This is a genomic window from Kosakonia sp. SOY2 (assembly GCF_027109175.1).
Lineage (GTDB): Bacteria > Pseudomonadota > Gammaproteobacteria > Enterobacterales > Enterobacteriaceae > Kosakonia.
This window is the reverse complement of the sequence record NZ_JAPVXH010000004.1, coordinates 135,666-150,787: the sequence shown is the minus strand read 5'-3', so window position 1 is coordinate 150,787 and position 15,122 is coordinate 135,666. Positions and strand designations below refer to the sequence as shown.

Here is a 15,122-nt window from a genome sequence, read left to right as displayed (position 1 = left end):
GGAAACGCGATAAGTAAATCTCAAAAGAGTCCCAGCTGCCCTGTAAGTAGTGTAGCAAAGTCGTCGTCAATGAAAGGCAGAATTCCCTCGGCAACCGGCTGTAACTGTTTACTCAGGTAGTGATCGTAATCGAGCGGCGAGTGTTGGTAATCCACCGGCTCTGGCCCGCTGGTAGTCCAGACATACTTGATGGTGCCGCGATTCTGGTACTGCGCCGGGCGACCCCGTTTGCGGTTCTCTTCATCCGCCAGCCGTGCAGCGCGCACGTGCGGCGGCACATTACGTTCATATTCGGAAAGCGCTCTGCGCAGGCGCTTGCGATAAATAAGCTGATCGTCGAGTTCGCCCGCCATCAGGCTGGCAATGGTTTCGCGCACATAGTCCTGATAAGGCTCATTGCGAAACACGCGCAGGTAGAGCGTTTGCTGGAACTGCTGCGCCAGCGGTGTCCAGTCGGTACGCACGGTTTCCAGCCCCTTAAACACCATGCGCTGGTTCTCGCCTTCCTGAATCATTCCGGCGTAACGCTTTTTGCTGCCCTGTTCAGTGCCGCGAATGGTGGGCATCAGAAACCGGCAGAAATGGGTTTCAAACTCCAGTTCCAGCGCGCTTTCCAGTTGCTGGCTTTTAAGATGCGCCGACCACCAGCCGTTGACGTGTTCAACCAGCGCGCGGCCAATACGCGCGGCATCCTCTTCGCTGTGGGCTTTCTTTAGCCAGACGAAGGTGGAGTCCGTGTCGCCATAGATAACGTCGTAACCCTGCGCTTCAATCAGCGCTTTGGTCTGGCGCATGATCTCGTGGCCACGCATAGTGATCGACGATGCCAGCCGCGGATCGAAAAAGCGGCAGGCGCTGGTGCCGAGTACGCCGTAAAACGCATTCATAATGATCTTCAGCGCTTGCGACAGCGGCTTGTTGCCGTGACGTTTGGCCTCATCGCGCCCGTGCCAGATCTGCCCGACAATCCCCGGCAGGCAGTGCTTTTCACGCGAAAACCATGCGCCAAGAAACCCCTCGGTACTGTGCGCGTTATCCGGCTGCGCCATGCCTTCAACCAGGCCGACGGGATCGATCAGGAAAGTGCGGATAATAGAGGGGTAGAGGCTTTTGTAATCCAGTACCAGCACCGAGTCATACAGGCCGGGGCGCGAATTCATTACATAACCGCCAGGGCTGGCCTGCGGCGGCACGCCACCGAGATTTGGCGCGACATAGCCTGCGCGGTGCATACGCGGAAAATAGAGGTGGCTGAAGGCCGCCACCGAGCCGCCGTGGCGATCAACGGGCAAACCGTTTACCGTGGCGCGCTCCAGCAAAAACGGCATGATCTCCGTCTTGTGAAAGATGCGCGTCACCAGTTCGCAATCTTTCAGGTTATAGGTGGCGAGCGCGGGTTTATCTTCGGCGAAGCGCCGGTCGATCTCATCCATGCGATCCCACGGGTTATCAATCGCTTTGCCTTCGCCAAGCAGCTCTCTGGAGACGGCTTCCAGCGAGAACGAGGAGAAGTTCCAGAACGCCGATTTCAGCGCTTCAATCCCGTCAATAATCAGCCTGCCGGTGGCCTGTGCGAAGAAGACGCCATTCTTAAAACCGTGTTCGCGCCACTCCAGCTCTCCGCCGTTACGCCCGAGCGTCAGCGGTACGCGGTAGCGCTCGGCGCTTTTTTGCAGCACGCGCAAATCGAATTGCACGACGTTCCAGCCAATGATCACATCCGGATCGTGCGCGGCAAACCAGGCGTTGAGTTTTTCCAGCAGTTGTGGGCGGCTGGCAACATACTCCAGCTCAAAATCCAGCCCCTGCGCGCTGCCGTTTTCCGGGCCGAGCATATAGACCGTGCGCTGCCCGCAGCCCTCAAGGCCGATACAGTAAAGCTCGCCATGGCGGCTGGTTTCGATATCCAGCGACACCCATTTCAGCGGTGGGCGATAGTGCGGGCTGGGTTTTAGCCGCGCGTCAACCAGCGCGGCACCTTGTGGCGTACCGTCAACCCACACCGGCGCGGTAATAAAGCGCTCCATCAGAAAGCGTTCCGGCGGGCGGATATCAGCTTCGTAAACGGTGATACCGTCATCGCGCAGCATCTTTTCAATGCGCATCAGTTGGCGATGGGCGCGGCAGTAAAGGCCATATACCGGCTGGCGGTGAAAGTCACTCAGGTTCAGCGGCGTTAAGCGCCACTGCTTTTCGGTTCGCAGCAGCAACTTAACCTTTTCCACCTGCGCGGCGGGAATAAAGGCGACCGACTCTTGCGGTGGCAGCACGACGCGCAGCGGGCCATTATCCGTCGCCAGCCAGAACTCGACCTCGGTTCCGCCGGGGGTATCCCGCCAGTGTCGGGTTAAAATAAAACCTTCTTGCGCCTGCGCCACAGCCGTCTCTCATAAAACAAAACCAGGCGAGATTATAGCCTGGTTTGTTGTTGGGTGCTGTGGTTTTATACAGTCATTGGCCGTAGTAAGCCTTCGCGCCGTGCTTACGTAAATAGTGTTTATCCAGCAGCGTTTGTTGCATGGCGGGTAACTCAGGCGCGAGCTGACGGCAGAAAATACCCATATAGGCCACTTCTTCGAGCACGATGGCGTTATGTACCGCGTCATCTGCGCTTTTGCCCCACGCGAACGGGCCATGAGAATGCACCAGCACGCCGGGCATTTGCGCCGGATCGATGCCTTTTTTCTCAAAGGTCTCGACGATCACATTGCCGGTTTCCCACTCGTATTTGCCGTTGATCTCCTCGTCGGTCATCTTACGGGTACAGGGGATCTCGCCATAAAAATAGTCGGCATGGGTAGTGCCCGTTGCCGGGATCGGCTGACCAGCCTGCGACCAGATGGTGGCATGGCGAGAGTGGGTATGCACAATGCCGCCGATGGTCGGAAACGCCTGGTACAGCAGTCGGTGAGTCGGCGTATCGGAAGAGGGTTTTTTCGTGCCTTCAACTACTTCGCCGGTGGTGATGTTGACGACCACCATATCGTTAGCGGTCATGACGCTGTAATCGACGCCAGAAGGTTTAATCACCATCAGGCCGCTTGTACGATCAACGGCACTGACGTTGCCCCATGTCAGCGTGACCAGGTTATGTTTCGGCAGCGCCAGGTTGGCTTCCAGCACCTGCTGTTTCAATGCTTCTAACATGCGTTCCTCCAGGAAAGATGGCCTGCCGCAGCAGGCCGGGTGTTCCCTGTTAACGTTTTGAACCGTAATACACTTCGTTCCAGCGCAGCGCGTCTTTAAATGCAGGCAGGCGGGTGTCGTTGTCGATAACCGTCAGCTCAAGATCGTGCAGCTCGCTGAACTGGCGCATATCGTCGAGCGTCAGCGCCTGGCTGAAGACGGTGTGGTGCGCGCCACCGGCGAGGATCCACGCTTCAGAGGCGGTTGGCAGATCCGGCTGCGCTTTCCACAGGGCGTTGGCGACCGGCAGTTTCGGCAGATCGTGCGGGGTTTTCACCGCCTCAACGCAGTTCACCAACAGACGGAAACGATCGCCTAAGTCGATCAGGCTGGCGTTAATCGCCGGGCCGGTTTTGGTGGAGAAAATCAGACGTGCCGGATCGGCTTTGCCGCCAATACCGAGGTACTGCACATCCAGCGTCGGTTTTTCGTCGATGGCGATAGAAGGACAGACTTCCAGCATGTGCGAGCCGAGCACCAGATCGTTGCCGTGCTCAAAGTGATAGGTGTAATCCTCCATAAAGGAGGTGCCGCCGTTCAGCCCGCCGGACATCACTTTCATGATGCGCAGCAGCGCGGCGGTCTTCCAGTCGCCTTCGCCGGCGAAGCCGTAGCCTTGCTGCATCAAACGCTGTACTGCCAGGCCCGGTAACTGTTTCAGGCCGTGCAGATCTTCAAAGGTGGTGGTGAAGGCATGGAAACCGCCCTCTTCGAGGAAGCGTTTCAGGCCCAGTTCGATACGGGCGGCGTCAAGCACGTTCTGGCGTTTGTCACCATGAACCTGCGCGGCAGCTGTCAGGCGATAGCTGCTTTCATACTCATCAACCAGCGCGTTGACATCGCCATCGCTCACGGCGTTCACTACTTGCACCAGATCGCCCACGCCCCAGGTATTGACCGAGAAACCGAACTTGATTTGTGCTGCGACTTTATCGCCGTCCGTCACCGCCACTTCGCGCATGTTGTCGCCGAAACGTACCACTTTCAGCTGGCGGGTATCCTGTTTAGACACTGCCTGGCGCATCCACGCGCCGATGCGTTGATGGGCGTGTTGATCCTGCCAGTGGCCCGTCACCACGCTATGTTGCTGACGCATACGCGCGCCAATAAAGCCGAACTCGCGGCCGCCGTGCGCGGTCTGGTTGAGGTTCATAAAGTCCATATCGATGCTGTCCCACGGCAGGGACGCATTGAACTGGGTGTGGAACTGCAGCAGCGGCTTATTGAGGATAGCGAGGCCGTTAATCCACATTTTCGCCGGTGAGAAGGTGTGCAGCCACACCACCATCCCGGCGCATTTGTCATCATAGTTGGCATCGCGGCAGATGTGGGTAATCTCATCCGGCGTGGTACCCAGTGGTTTCAGCACCAGTTTGCAAGGCAGTTTCGCTTCCGCATTGAGGGCGTTGACCACCTGCTCGGCGTGCTTCGTCACTTGTTTCAGGGCTTCCGGCCCGTACAGGTGCTGGCTGCCAATGACGAACCACACTTCATAATTGTCGAAAATAGTCATGATCTTGTCCTTAATGAGTTAACGCGGCCTGCGAGACTGTCGCGGCTGAAGGGAGATAGTGTTGCTCGGCGCTCTTCGCCCACTGCTGATAGCGGCGATAGAGGCGTTCAAACTGTTGCGCCTGCGCGGTCGGTTGCAGGGTTTTTTCGATGGCGCTGGCCATTTTCAGCTGCGCCGCCGGGATATCGGCATGCACTTGCGCGGCGACGGCGGCGAAAATCGCCGCACCCAGTGCGCAGCACTGTTCAGATTCGACCACCTGTAATGGGCGGTTCAGCACATCGCAGCAGGCCTGCATCACGCCGAGGTTTTTACGTGCGATACCGCCGAGCGCCATTACGTTGTCGACGGCAATACCCTGTTCGGTGAAGCACTCCATAATGGCGCGCGCGCCGAACGCGGTTGCGGCAATCAACCCGCCAAACAGCGCCGGGGCGTCGGTGCCGAGATTCAAATCGGTGATCACCCCTTTCAGACGCTGGTTGGCATTTGGCGTACGGCGACCGTTAAACCAGTCCAGCACCACCGGCAGGTGATCGAGCGATGGATTTTTTACCCACGCATCGGTCAGCGCAGGTAAGAGTTGTTTCTGGCTGGCTTTGATCTGCGCTTTCAGCTCTGGATGTTGCTGCGCGAGCTGTTCCAGCGGCCAGCCAAGCACGCGGCCAAACCAGGCATAGATATCGCCAAAGGCGGACTGCCCGGCTTCGAGGCCGATAAAGTCCGGCACTACGCTGCCATCAACCTGGCCGCAAATGCCTTTTACCGCCCGGTCGCCAACGCTCTGTTTGTCGGCAATCAGAATGTCGCAAGTAGATGTACCGATGACTTTCACCAGCGTATTCGGTTGTGCGCCTGCGCCAACTGCGCCCATATGGCAGTCGAAGGCACCGCCGGAAATCACTACGGATTCAGGCAAACCAAGGCGCTGCGCCCACTCGGCTGTCAACGTGCCGACGGGAATATCGGCGGTATACGTGTCGGTAAACAGCGGCCAGTTCAGGTGTTTATTAATGATGGGATCGAGTTCATCGAAGAACGCGGCAGGTGGCAGGCCACCCCAGCTTTCATGCCACAGGGATTTATGCCCGGCACTGCAACGCCCGCGACGAATCGCTTCCGGACGCGTGGTGCCGGAGAGCAGGGCGGGGATCCAGTCACACAGTTCGATCCAGGAGGCGGCAGCCTGCGCGACGGCGCTATCCGCGCGGGTAACGTGCAGGATTTTTGCCCAGAACCATTCGCTGGAGTAAATGCCGCCGATGTAGCGCGAGTAGTCAGTTTTGCCGGGGGTGTGGCACAAGCGGGTAATGGCTTCCGCCTCTTCGACGGCGGTGTGATCTTTCCACAACACAAACATCGCGTTCGGGTTGTCGGCAAACTCCGGGCGCAGCGCCAGCACGCGGCCTTCGGCATCAATCGGCGCCGGTGTTGAACCGGTGCTGTCGACGCCAATGCCTTTGATCCCGGCGCGTTGCGCGTCGCTCAGTTCTGCCAGCACACTTTTCAGTGCCGCTTCCATCGACTCGATGTAATCGCGCGGGTGGTGGCGAAATTGGTTATGCGGCGCATCGCAATAACGCCCCTCCTGCCAGCGTGGATACCACTCGACACTGGTGGCGATCTCCGCCCCGGATGTGCAGTCTACCGCCAGCGCACGTACTGAATCGCTGCCGAAATCGAGGCCAATTGTGATTGCCATGTACCTTGCTCCATGAAGAATAACCGTTAGAAAAACGATAGTGAGCGGCGGCAAAAACCGTCAGGCAGGATCCGCTAATCTTATGGATTAAAATGCTATGGGATCGCAAAGTGTGACGCCGTGCAAAAATTCGATGTGGACATTTCTGCCGCCTTTATAGACACTTCCGTTATCCCTTTTTGCCCTGTTCAGCGGCGTTAAAAAGGCGTAATCGCTTTTGTCTGGCGGGATTAGACAAGTGGCGTGTTTACGCCCTTTGCCTGCGGGCGGCTGAGGAATGACGGGATTCTCAATATGGACAATTGGTTTCTTTACCAGGCACGGGAGTATTGCGTTTATGGCTGAATCACAGAACGATCCACTGCTGCCAGGGTACTCGTTTAATGCGCATCTGGTGGCGGGGCTGACCCCCATTGAAGCCGACGGTTATCTCGATTTTTTTATCGACAGACCGCTGGGCATGAAGGGCTATATCCTGAATCTCACCGTGCGCGGCGAGGGTGTGGTGATGAACCACGGTAAGCAGTTTGTTTGCCGCCCTGGCGATATCCTGCTTTTCCCGCCGGGAGAAATTCACCACTATGGCCGCCACCCCGACGCCAGCGAGTGGTATCACCAGTGGGTTTACTTCCGTCCACGCGCCTACTGGCACGAGTGGCTGAACTGGCCGACACTGTTCGCACAAACCGGTTTTTACCGTCCTGATGACGCGCATATGGCGCGTTTTCGTGAACTTTTTGCGCAAATTATCGACGCCGGGCAAAGTGTCGGGCGCTATGCGGAACATCTGGCGATAAATCTGCTGGAGCAACTGCTACTGCGGCGTATGGAAGCGATTAACGAATCGCTGCACCCGCCGCTGGATAACCGCGTGCGCGACGCCTGCCAGTACATTAGCGATCACCTGGCGGATAACCATTTTGATATCGCAAGCGTTGCTCAGCATGTTTGCTTGTCGCCTTCACGCCTGTCACACCTTTTTCGTCAGCAACTGGGCGTGAGTGTGTTGAGCTGGCGCGAGGATCAGCGTATCAGCCAGGCAAAATTACTGCTTAGCACCACGCGAATGCCGATTGCCAGCGTCGGGCGCAATGTTGGCTTTGACGATCAGCTCTATTTCTCGCGGGTTTTTAAAAAATGCACCGGTGCCAGCCCCAGTGAATTCCGCGCGGGATGTGAATAAAAAGTAAAGAATGGCAATGAAAGGTTTTGCAATGTGACATAACCGGTAAAATTTTCAGATAATTGAAAGCTTGACGCTCGCGGATGACCTCCGGAGAATCCAGCGTTCATTCTGAACAGGACACCTTATGGAAGCGCTGCTGGAACACTTTGTTACCCAATCCGCCATGTATTCGCTGGCGGCGATTATGCTGGTGGCGTTTTTTGAGTCGCTGGCGTTAGTCGGGCTGATTTTACCCGGCACGGTAATGATGGCGGCGCTCGGCGCGCTGATCGGCAGCGGCGAAGTGAACTTCTGGCATGCGTGGCTGGCGGGGATTGTTGGCTGCCTGCTCGGCGACTGGATCTCCTTCTGGTTGGGCTGGCGTTTTAAGGGGCCGCTGCACCGCTGGTCGTTTATGAAAAAGAACAAAGCGCTGCTCGATAAAACCGAACACGCGCTGCATCAGCACAGCGTATTTACCATTCTGGTTGGGCGTTTTGTCGGGCCGACGCGCCCGCTGATCCCGATGGTTGCCGGCATGCTGGATCTGCCCATCCGCAAGTTTTTGCCGCCGAATATTGTTGGCTGCCTGCTATGGCCGCCGTTCTACTTCCTGCCCGGTATTCTGGCCGGTGCGGCAATTGATATTCCCGCCGATATGCAAAGCGGCAACTTCAAATGGCTGTTGTTGCTGACCGCGCTGCTGCTGTGGCTGGCCTGCTGGTTGTGCTGGCGGTTATGGCGCGCGGGGAAATCCGGTGTTGACCGTTTGACAAACTACCTGCCACGTCGCCGCCTGTTGTGGCTGGCACCGGGCACGCTGGTGGTTGCTGTCGCTGCGGCGATCGCGCTGGCGCAGCACCCGCTGATGCCGATTTACCTCAACATTTTAGGCAACGTTGTTCGCGGTCACTGACCGCGAATTCCCAGCAAACCAGACGCGGACGATTTGCCGCTGAGCAACTCGTCCGTATTGCCATCCCACGCAATGCGCCCGTCAGCAATCACCAGCGAACGTTCGGCAATCCGCGCCGCATCCTCCACACTGTGCGACACCATCAGCAGCGTTAACCGCTGTCGCTGACATACTGACTGTACCAGCGCGAGCATCTCCTGGCGCAGCGCCGGGTCGAGTGCGGAAAAGGGTTCATCAAGCAATAACACCGGCTGCTCACGCACCAGGCAGCGCGCCAGCGCCACGCGCTGACGCTGACCACCGGAAAGCTGCTCCGGCAGGCGTGCCAACAGTGATTCCAGCCCCATGGTTTCGGCGATCTGCTCCAGTTTATGCTGCTGGTCGCTATTTAGCTTCAGACCCGGGTTTAACCCCAGCCCGATGTTTTGCCGCACGGTGAGATGAGTAAAGAGGTTATTTTCCTGAAACAGCATCGATACCGGGCGCTGCGAGGGCGTGGTATGCGTGTGATCTTCGCCTGCGATGGTTATCGTGCCGCTGGCGGGAGTAAGAAACCCGGCTACCAGGTTCAGCAGCGTGCTTTTTCCCGCGCCGCTTGGGCCGAGAACGGCAATCTGCTCGCCCCGGGTAACAGAGAGGGAAAAGCGCATTGGCAGATGGTGATAAAGCCAGGTGACATCAGTCAGTCTTAACATGGCGGCCCGGAAGTTTTTCAATCACGGTGAATAAGAAAAAGCACAGCAGCAACAGGATGAGTGCGGTCACTGCGCCGTCCTGGCTGCGGTACGACCCAATCTGCTGATAGAGATAAAACGGCAGCGTGCGAAAGTCGTCATTACCAAATAACGCCACCACGCCGAAATCGCCAATCGACAGCACGCAGGCAAATGCCAGCGCCTGGGCCAGCGGGCGTTTCAGCGCGCGTAATTCGACCACGCGCAGACGCTGAAAACCCTGCATTCCCAGCGACTGGCACAGCATGCTGTAGCGGGAAGCCAGATCGCGCATCGGGTTTTCCAGCACTTTCAGCGCATAAGGAATGGCCATCAGCGCATTGGTAAAAATGACGATGCCATCGGCGGAAGCGGGCAGGCCAACGCTGTTATTGAGCAGCAGAAAGAAGCCCGTCGCCAGCACGATCCCAGGCATCGCGAGGATCAACATACCGCTGATTTCCAGCGCTTGCCCGGCCATAATTTGCTGGCGCGCGCGTAACTCCCGGCTGCTCCACAACAACATCATGGTCAACACGACGCACAACAGCCCCGCGCCCAGCGCGATGCGCAGCGACGTCCACACCGCTTGCCACAGGACTGGCTCCGCCAGCACTTTCATCAGGCTCAGATTGAGGCCATCGACAATCACTGCCAGCAACGGCGGCAGCAGTAATAACAGAGCCAGCACAATCAATGTGATATCCGCGACCTTGCTGAACAGCCGATCCTCCGGGTTACGCCAGCCAGTAATCTGATGGCTGCCCACGGCGATCGCTTTGCTCATCCGCTGGCTGAGCAGCACCAGCCCGAGGCAGCAGATCATCTGGATCAGCGCCAGCATGGCTGCGCGGGCGGGATCAAAATCGAAGCTGAGCGCCTGGTAGATGGCCAGTTCAATGGTGGTGGCCTGCGGCCCGCCGCCCAGCGACAGCACGGTGGCGAAACTGGCGAAGCAGAGCATAAAAATCAGCGCGGCGACCGGCGGGATCTGGCGGCGTAACCACGGCCACTCGACAAAACGGAAGAATGCCCAGCCGCGCATACCCAGTTGTGCGGCAAGCTGGCGCTGCTCGCCGGGGATCTGCTCCAGCGTTTGCAGCAGCAGGCGCGAGGCCATCGGCAAATTAAAAAAGACGTGTGCCAGCAAAATGCCCTGTAAGCCATATGGCGAGAATGTCCACTCCAGACCAAGCGCGTGCCAGAGCGTTGCCAGCCAGCCCTGGCGGCCATACACGCTGAGAATGCCGAACACGGCGACCAGCACCGGCAGGATCAGGGTCATGGCGCACAGGCGCAGTAAGGCGAGACGGCCAGGAAAACGCCGCCGGTAGAGCGCGCGGGCAAGAAATATCGCCGGTACGACCGAGAGCAGCGCGGAGAGAAACGCCTGCCAGAAGGAGAAGCGCACCACATGCCACAGGTAGCTGTCCTGGAAAAAATCAGCCAGCCCGCTGGACGGGGCGTTTTGCCACAGGGCAAGAAAGGCTGCCAGCGCCACCGCCACCATCAATGTGGCGGCGGTGAGGCCGGGCAGCAGCCAGCCAGCAATCAGCGGCTGACGGCGCGTTGCCATGCATTAATCCAGGTTGCACGCTGGGACGCGACCTCCTGCGAAGAGTATTCCAGCGAGGTTTGCGGTTTCACCAGTTGGTCGAAGCCCGCAGGCAGCGTCACATTGGTGACCGGGTACATCCAGTTACCGGCCGGGATAGTGTTCTGGAACGCGGGCGAAACCATAAATTTGAGGAATTTTTCCGCCAGTTCCGGCTGTTTACTGGCAGCGGTGCGGGCGGCAACTTCTACCTGCAAATAGTGGCCTTCGCTGAAATTCGCCGCCGCGTAGTTATCTTTCTTCTCGGCAATAATGTGGTAAGCCGGAGAAGTGGTATAGCTCAGCACCAGGTCGCTTTCCCCTTTCAGGAACAGGCCGTAGGCTTCGCTCCAGCCTTTGGTGACGGTGACCGTTTTGGCCGCCAGTTTCTGCCACGCTTGCGGGGCGTTGTCGCCATAGACTTTCTGCATCCACAGTAGCAGGCCGAGGCCTGGCGTGCTGGTGCGCGGATCTTCGTAGATAACGCGCCATTTCTGATCGCTTTCGACCAGCTCTTTCAGGCTTTTGGGCGGGTTTTTCAGTTTGTTTTTATCGTAGACAAACGCGAACCAGCCGTAGTCGAACGGTACAAACGTGTCGTTCTTCCAGCCGCCAGGCACGTTAACCGCATCGGTGGCGACGCCGCTTTTGGCGAACAGTTTGGTTTGTGTCGCGGCTTCCAGCAGGTTGTTATCCAGCCCCAGCACCACGTCGGCTTTGCTGTTTTTGCCTTCCATGCGCAGGCGGTTAAGCAGCGAAACGCCATCTTCGAGTGCCACGAATTTCAGCTCGCAGTTGCAGTCGCTTTCAAAGGCTTTTTTTACCCCAGGCCCTGGCCCCCAGTCGGCAGAAAAGGAGTCGTAGGTGTAAACGGTCAGAACAGGTTTTGCAAAAGCAGGCGCTGCAATCAGCAGCAGGAACGGCAGTGATTTTTTTAACACTTTGCACCTCAAAATGGGTGGCAAAGGATTTTGAGAGGCAGCCTCAAATCCCTTCGCCGGCGTTATCCGGATCAGGTTCGACGGGTATTTTCTCAGCACACGCGCATGGCGTAGCACCCCGTTGAGAACGCCGCTATTGTAATGATTTGGTAAAAAATGCGAAAGCCTTATGGATCCGGTGGCGCAAACCAGGCGGATTTAAAGTCGAACCAGCCCAGCGTGTTCATGCGCAGCCCGCGCATGGTGCGCTGTCCCTGAATCCTCAGCCAGTGGTGGATCAGCGGTACGATGGCTTTACTGGCGAGCAACTGTTGCGACCAGACGGCAAGATTCATCTCCCCGTTGCGCCATTTTGCCGCATCTGCCTGCCAGTCGAGCGGAATACAGTGCTGTAGCAGCGGTACTTCGTAGAGGTTGGCGAACACTGAGAAATCCAGCGGCAGCGTGAAATTGGCGCTGTTAAGCCAGATATCGCTCCCGGCTTCGCCCCGATGCCACTCCTCGTAATCCACTTCCTGCACAATCAGCTTCACGCCGTGTTCGGCCAGCAGCGTGCTCATGGTACGTGACAGCGCTTCGTGCTCGTTATGTTCGCGATAGAACGTGAGCGTCAGGGTTTCCAGACCCGCCGGTTTTTCACCACTACCGGGGCGGGCATGGTGCCAGCGCGGCAGCAGACCGTAAGCCGGGAACCAGTAGCGTTGGTACTGCTCATTGGCGTGCCACAGCAGATTAGTGGGGGAGAGCACATGGCTGACCCACTCCCTGACCGCCGGGTTCGCTCCACGACTGGAACGCGCATCAAACAGCAGGTAATAACAGCCCTCTTCGAGGCGGCTTTCCACCGCTTTTTCGCCGTCGGTTGGCCCCTCAAGCGTCAGGCCGCTGGTCGGTTCATCGCTCAGATCCGGCAACACCCAGACGTTGACTTCATCGATCAGGGCGCGAAAGCCGAAGTAGTCATCAAAGGCGTGGATTTTTAACTGATTAGTGGTATTGCGCGTTACGGCGTAAGGGCCAGTACCAATCGGCTGGCTGGCGAAGTTGCTTATCGTGTTCCATTCACGCGGCAAAATCATTGCCGGCACATGCCCCATCAACCACGGCAGCCAGTTATCCGGCTGGCTGAGATGGATATCCAGTGTCCAGGGCGTCGGCGAGATCACTTCGCGGATATGTGAGTAGAGCGGCAGGGCCGTGGCGCGCTCCAGCGATGCAATCACATCACTCATTTCCAGTTCGCGGCCGTGATGAAAATGAATGCCGGGGCGTAAATAAAATCGCCAGTGCAACGGGGAAATCAGTTTCCAGTGGTGGGCGATATCCGCTTCCAGTTCCCCGTTTTCCTCATTTATGCGCGTCAGCGCACTGAAGATTTGCCGTGCTATATGGGTTTCGGAACGACGTAATGCACTACCTGGCAGCAGGTTACGCAGTGGCCGGTAGTAAAGGACCCGCAGGATATGTCGACCCTGGCGAAAGCTCCGGCCGAGATGCGAAACCAGCATCTGGCGCACGGCCTTTTTATCGCCGACCAGTTGCACCAGTTGATCGATGCGATCCTGCTCCAGCAGGTCTTCGGCGCGCTGTTGCTGGAGCGCAAGGCCGGTATAAAGAAAGGTGAGCCGCGAACGTTTGCCACGGCCAGCTTCAGCATCCCAGGTCAGCCAGCCGCGCTCCTGCATGGTATTGAGCAGGGTGCGCATATGGCGGCGCGAACAGCTAAGCAGCTCCGCCAGCTCGTTGAGCGTCGTTTCTTGTGACTTCCCATCGCAGCATTGCCACAGACGGATAAACTGTTGTTGCAGGCGGCCGGACGACATAAAAGGGGAACTCCTGATAAAAACTCAGCAATTTATTAATCCCTATATTAAGCCAATACTTCTCTGCGATGAAAGCGAGGAGGTCATATGCTGAGATCATCCATACGACGGTTTTATCTGGACTATTTTCACGCCACGCAGGATGCGGGCTGGCTCGCCCGCCTGAGCGCACGGCAGCGCCTGAAAATGCTGGAAGAGCTGATGCAGTGGGAAGTGACAACGCCGGTCTCGAAAGACTGAATCGCTGACATCATGTGTGACTGAGTATTAAGTGCAAATGCACCCGCCAGCAAAATGTTTTTTGCTGGCTTTTTTCGTTTATGCTGACAGCCGCTTTTTACGCTTTCCCTTTTTGCCGTGTTAACAAGGAAATATTCATGCTCTGGTTAATGACGATGGGACGCCGCCTTAATGGCGTTTACGTCGCTTTTATGATCGTCGCCTTTATGATGGGAGTTGCCGGAGCGCTACAGGCACCGACGCTCAGCTTGTTTCTGAGCCGGGAAGTGGGCGCTGAACCGTTCTGGGTTGGACTGTTTTATACCGTCAACGCCATTGCCGGGATTGTGGTCAGCCTTGGGCTGGCAAAACGATCCGACAACCAGGGCGACAGGCGCAAACTGATCCTCTTTTGTTGCCTGATGGCGGTGGGCAATGCGCTGTTATTCGCCTTTAACCGCCACTATCTGACGCTTATCACCTGCGGTGTGCTGCTGGCGTCGCTGGCAAATACCGCCATGCCGCAGCTTTTCGCGCTGGCGCGCGAGTATGCGGACAGTTCCGCACGTGAAGTGGTGATGTTCAGTTCTGTCATGCGCGCGCAACTCTCGCTGGCGTGGGTGATTGGCCCGCCGCTGGCGTTTATGCTGGCGCTTAATTACGGCTTTACCGCCATGTTTTCCATCGCCGCCGGGATTTTCGTTATCAGCCTGGTGCTGGTGGCGTTCTGGCTGCCTTCGGTGGCGCGTGTTGAACAGCCCGCCGACGTGGCGGTGACGCAGGTCAGCGGCTGGAGCGATAAAAATGTACGCATGCTGTTTATTGCCTCCACGCTGATGTGGACCTGCAACACCATGTACATCATTGATATGCCGCTGTGGATTAGCCTGGAATTAGGGCTACCTGACAAACTGGCCGGGATTTTAATGGGCACGGCGGCAGGGCTGGAGATCCCGGCGATGATCCTGGCGGGCTTTTTTGTCAAACGCATCGGTAAACGGCGCATGATGCTCACCGCGGTTGCGGCGGGTGTGCTGTTCTACATTGGCCTGATTTTTTTCCACAGCCAGACGGCGTTACTTTCCCTGCAACTGTTTAATGCGGTGTTTATCGGGATTATCGCCGGGATTGGCATGTTGTGGTTTCAGGATCTGATGCCCGGGCGGGCAGGTTCGGCGACCACACTGTTTACCAACAGTATTTCGACCGGCGTGATCCTGGCCGGGGTGATCCAGGGCGCGCTGGCGCAAAGCTTTGGCCACGGCGCGGTTTATATCGGCATTGCGATGATTTCAGTGCTGACGCTGTGGCTGACCAGCCGCGTTAAAGATGTATAAACGTAAAAAGGCC

12 protein-coding genes and 1 riboswitch are annotated in these 15,122 nt (G+C 57.4%); of the genes, 4 read left to right on the top strand and 8 right to left on the bottom strand.

The window, feature by feature from the left end; genetic code table 11:
* Window positions 1–20: 20 nt before the first annotated feature.
* The 4 genes from polB to araB all read right to left on the bottom strand — a co-directional run bounded on the left by polB (window position 21) and on the right by araB (window position 6,401).
* On the bottom strand, window positions 21–2,378 hold the full coding sequence (polB, locus tag O3S68_RS19375; protein WP_269232245.1) for a DNA polymerase II: 2,358 nt from the start codon (window positions 2,376–2,378) through the stop codon (window positions 21–23).
* Window positions 2,379–2,451: 73 nt separating this feature from the next.
* Window positions 2,452–3,147 carry an L-ribulose-5-phosphate 4-epimerase gene (araD, locus tag O3S68_RS19370; RefSeq protein WP_269232244.1) on the bottom strand — a complete coding sequence of 232 codons (696 nt, stop codon included), beginning with the start codon at window positions 3,145–3,147 and terminating at the stop codon, window positions 2,452–2,454.
* A gap of 49 nt (window positions 3,148–3,196) precedes the next feature.
* The gene (araA, locus tag O3S68_RS19365) at window positions 3,197–4,699 is read right to left on the bottom strand and encodes an L-arabinose isomerase (RefSeq protein ID WP_045509960.1); all 1,503 of its coding nucleotides are present in this window, start codon (window positions 4,697–4,699) and stop codon (window positions 3,197–3,199) included.
* Window positions 4,700–4,709: 10 nt separating this feature from the next.
* On the bottom strand, window positions 4,710–6,401 hold the full coding sequence (araB, locus tag O3S68_RS19360) for a ribulokinase (RefSeq protein ID WP_269232243.1): 1,692 nt from the start codon (window positions 6,399–6,401) through the stop codon (window positions 4,710–4,712).
* 337 nt (window positions 6,402–6,738) lie between these two features.
* On the opposite strand from araB, the gene araC reads away from it, so the two are divergent.
* Both araC and O3S68_RS19350 read left to right on the top strand, forming a co-directional pair.
* Window positions 6,739–7,584 (top strand): arabinose operon transcriptional regulator AraC, encoded by an 846-nt coding sequence (araC, locus tag O3S68_RS19355; protein WP_045509955.1) that lies wholly within the window; start codon window positions 6,739–6,741, stop codon window positions 7,582–7,584.
* Between the two features lie 127 nt (window positions 7,585–7,711).
* Entirely contained in the window at window positions 7,712–8,482 is a 771-nt protein-coding gene (locus tag O3S68_RS19350) for a DedA family protein (RefSeq protein WP_045509952.1), read from the top strand.
* On the opposite strand, the gene thiQ is transcribed toward O3S68_RS19350, so the two are convergent.
* From thiQ to sgrR, 4 genes are all read right to left on the bottom strand, one after another.
* The gene (thiQ, locus tag O3S68_RS19345) at window positions 8,476–9,177 is read right to left on the bottom strand and encodes a thiamine ABC transporter ATP-binding protein ThiQ (protein ID WP_045509951.1); all 702 of its coding nucleotides are present in this window, start codon (window positions 9,175–9,177) and stop codon (window positions 8,476–8,478) included. The two genes, O3S68_RS19350 and thiQ, sit on opposite strands and share 7 nt — an antisense overlap.
* Window positions 9,161–10,771 carry a thiamine/thiamine pyrophosphate ABC transporter permease ThiP gene (gene thiP, locus O3S68_RS19340; protein WP_269232242.1) on the bottom strand — a complete coding sequence of 537 codons (1,611 nt, stop codon included), beginning with the start codon at window positions 10,769–10,771 and terminating at the stop codon, window positions 9,161–9,163. Before thiP ends, thiQ begins: the two co-directional genes overlap by 17 nt.
* Window positions 10,747–11,730 (bottom strand): thiamine ABC transporter substrate binding subunit, encoded by a 984-nt coding sequence (gene thiB, locus O3S68_RS19335; RefSeq protein WP_269232241.1) that lies wholly within the window; start codon window positions 11,728–11,730, stop codon window positions 10,747–10,749. Before thiB ends, thiP begins: the two co-directional genes overlap by 25 nt.
* Window positions 11,731–11,760: 30 nt before the next feature.
* Window positions 11,761–11,861, bottom strand: a riboswitch (TPP riboswitch).
* Window positions 11,862–11,897: 36 nt separating this feature from the next.
* Entirely contained in the window at window positions 11,898–13,553 is a 1,656-nt protein-coding gene (gene sgrR, locus O3S68_RS19330) for an HTH-type transcriptional regulator SgrR (RefSeq protein WP_020456529.1), read from the bottom strand.
* A gap of 87 nt (window positions 13,554–13,640) precedes the next feature.
* On the opposite strand from sgrR, the gene sgrT reads away from it, so the two are divergent.
* A complete protein-coding gene (sgrT, locus tag O3S68_RS19325) occupies window positions 13,641–13,793 on the top strand; it encodes a glucose uptake inhibitor SgrT (RefSeq protein WP_020456530.1) in 153 nt (50 codons plus the stop codon).
* Window positions 13,794–13,930: 137 nt separating this feature from the next.
* Window positions 13,931–15,109: a sugar efflux transporter gene (locus tag O3S68_RS19320; protein ID WP_160271182.1), complete on the top strand. Its 1,179-nt coding sequence runs from the start codon at window positions 13,931–13,933 to the stop codon at window positions 15,107–15,109.
* Window positions 15,110–15,122 lie beyond the last annotated feature (13 nt).

Coding starts and splice junctions, on each gene's coding strand:
- sgrR (WP_020456529.1), bottom strand. CDS start 13,553: ATGTCGTCCGGCCGCCTGCAACAACAGTTTATCCGTCTGTGGCAATGC.
- sgrT (WP_020456530.1), top strand. CDS start 13,641: ATGCTGAGATCATCCATACGACGGTTTTATCTGGACTATTTTCACGCC.
- araC (WP_045509955.1), top strand. CDS start 6,739: ATGGCTGAATCACAGAACGATCCACTGCTGCCAGGGTACTCGTTTAAT.
- thiP (WP_269232242.1), bottom strand. CDS start 10,771: ATGGCAACGCGCCGTCAGCCGCTGATTGCTGGCTGGCTGCTGCCCGGC.
- araA (WP_045509960.1), bottom strand. CDS start 4,699: ATGACTATTTTCGACAATTATGAAGTGTGGTTCGTCATTGGCAGCCAG.
- O3S68_RS19350 (WP_045509952.1), top strand. CDS start 7,712: ATGGAAGCGCTGCTGGAACACTTTGTTACCCAATCCGCCATGTATTCG.
- O3S68_RS19320 (WP_160271182.1), top strand. CDS start 13,931: ATGCTCTGGTTAATGACGATGGGACGCCGCCTTAATGGCGTTTACGTC.
- araD (WP_269232244.1), bottom strand. CDS start 3,147: ATGTTAGAAGCATTGAAACAGCAGGTGCTGGAAGCCAACCTGGCGCTG.
- thiQ (WP_045509951.1), bottom strand. CDS start 9,177: ATGTTAAGACTGACTGATGTCACCTGGCTTTATCACCATCTGCCAATG.
- araB (WP_269232243.1), bottom strand. CDS start 6,401: ATGGCAATCACAATTGGCCTCGATTTCGGCAGCGATTCAGTACGTGCG.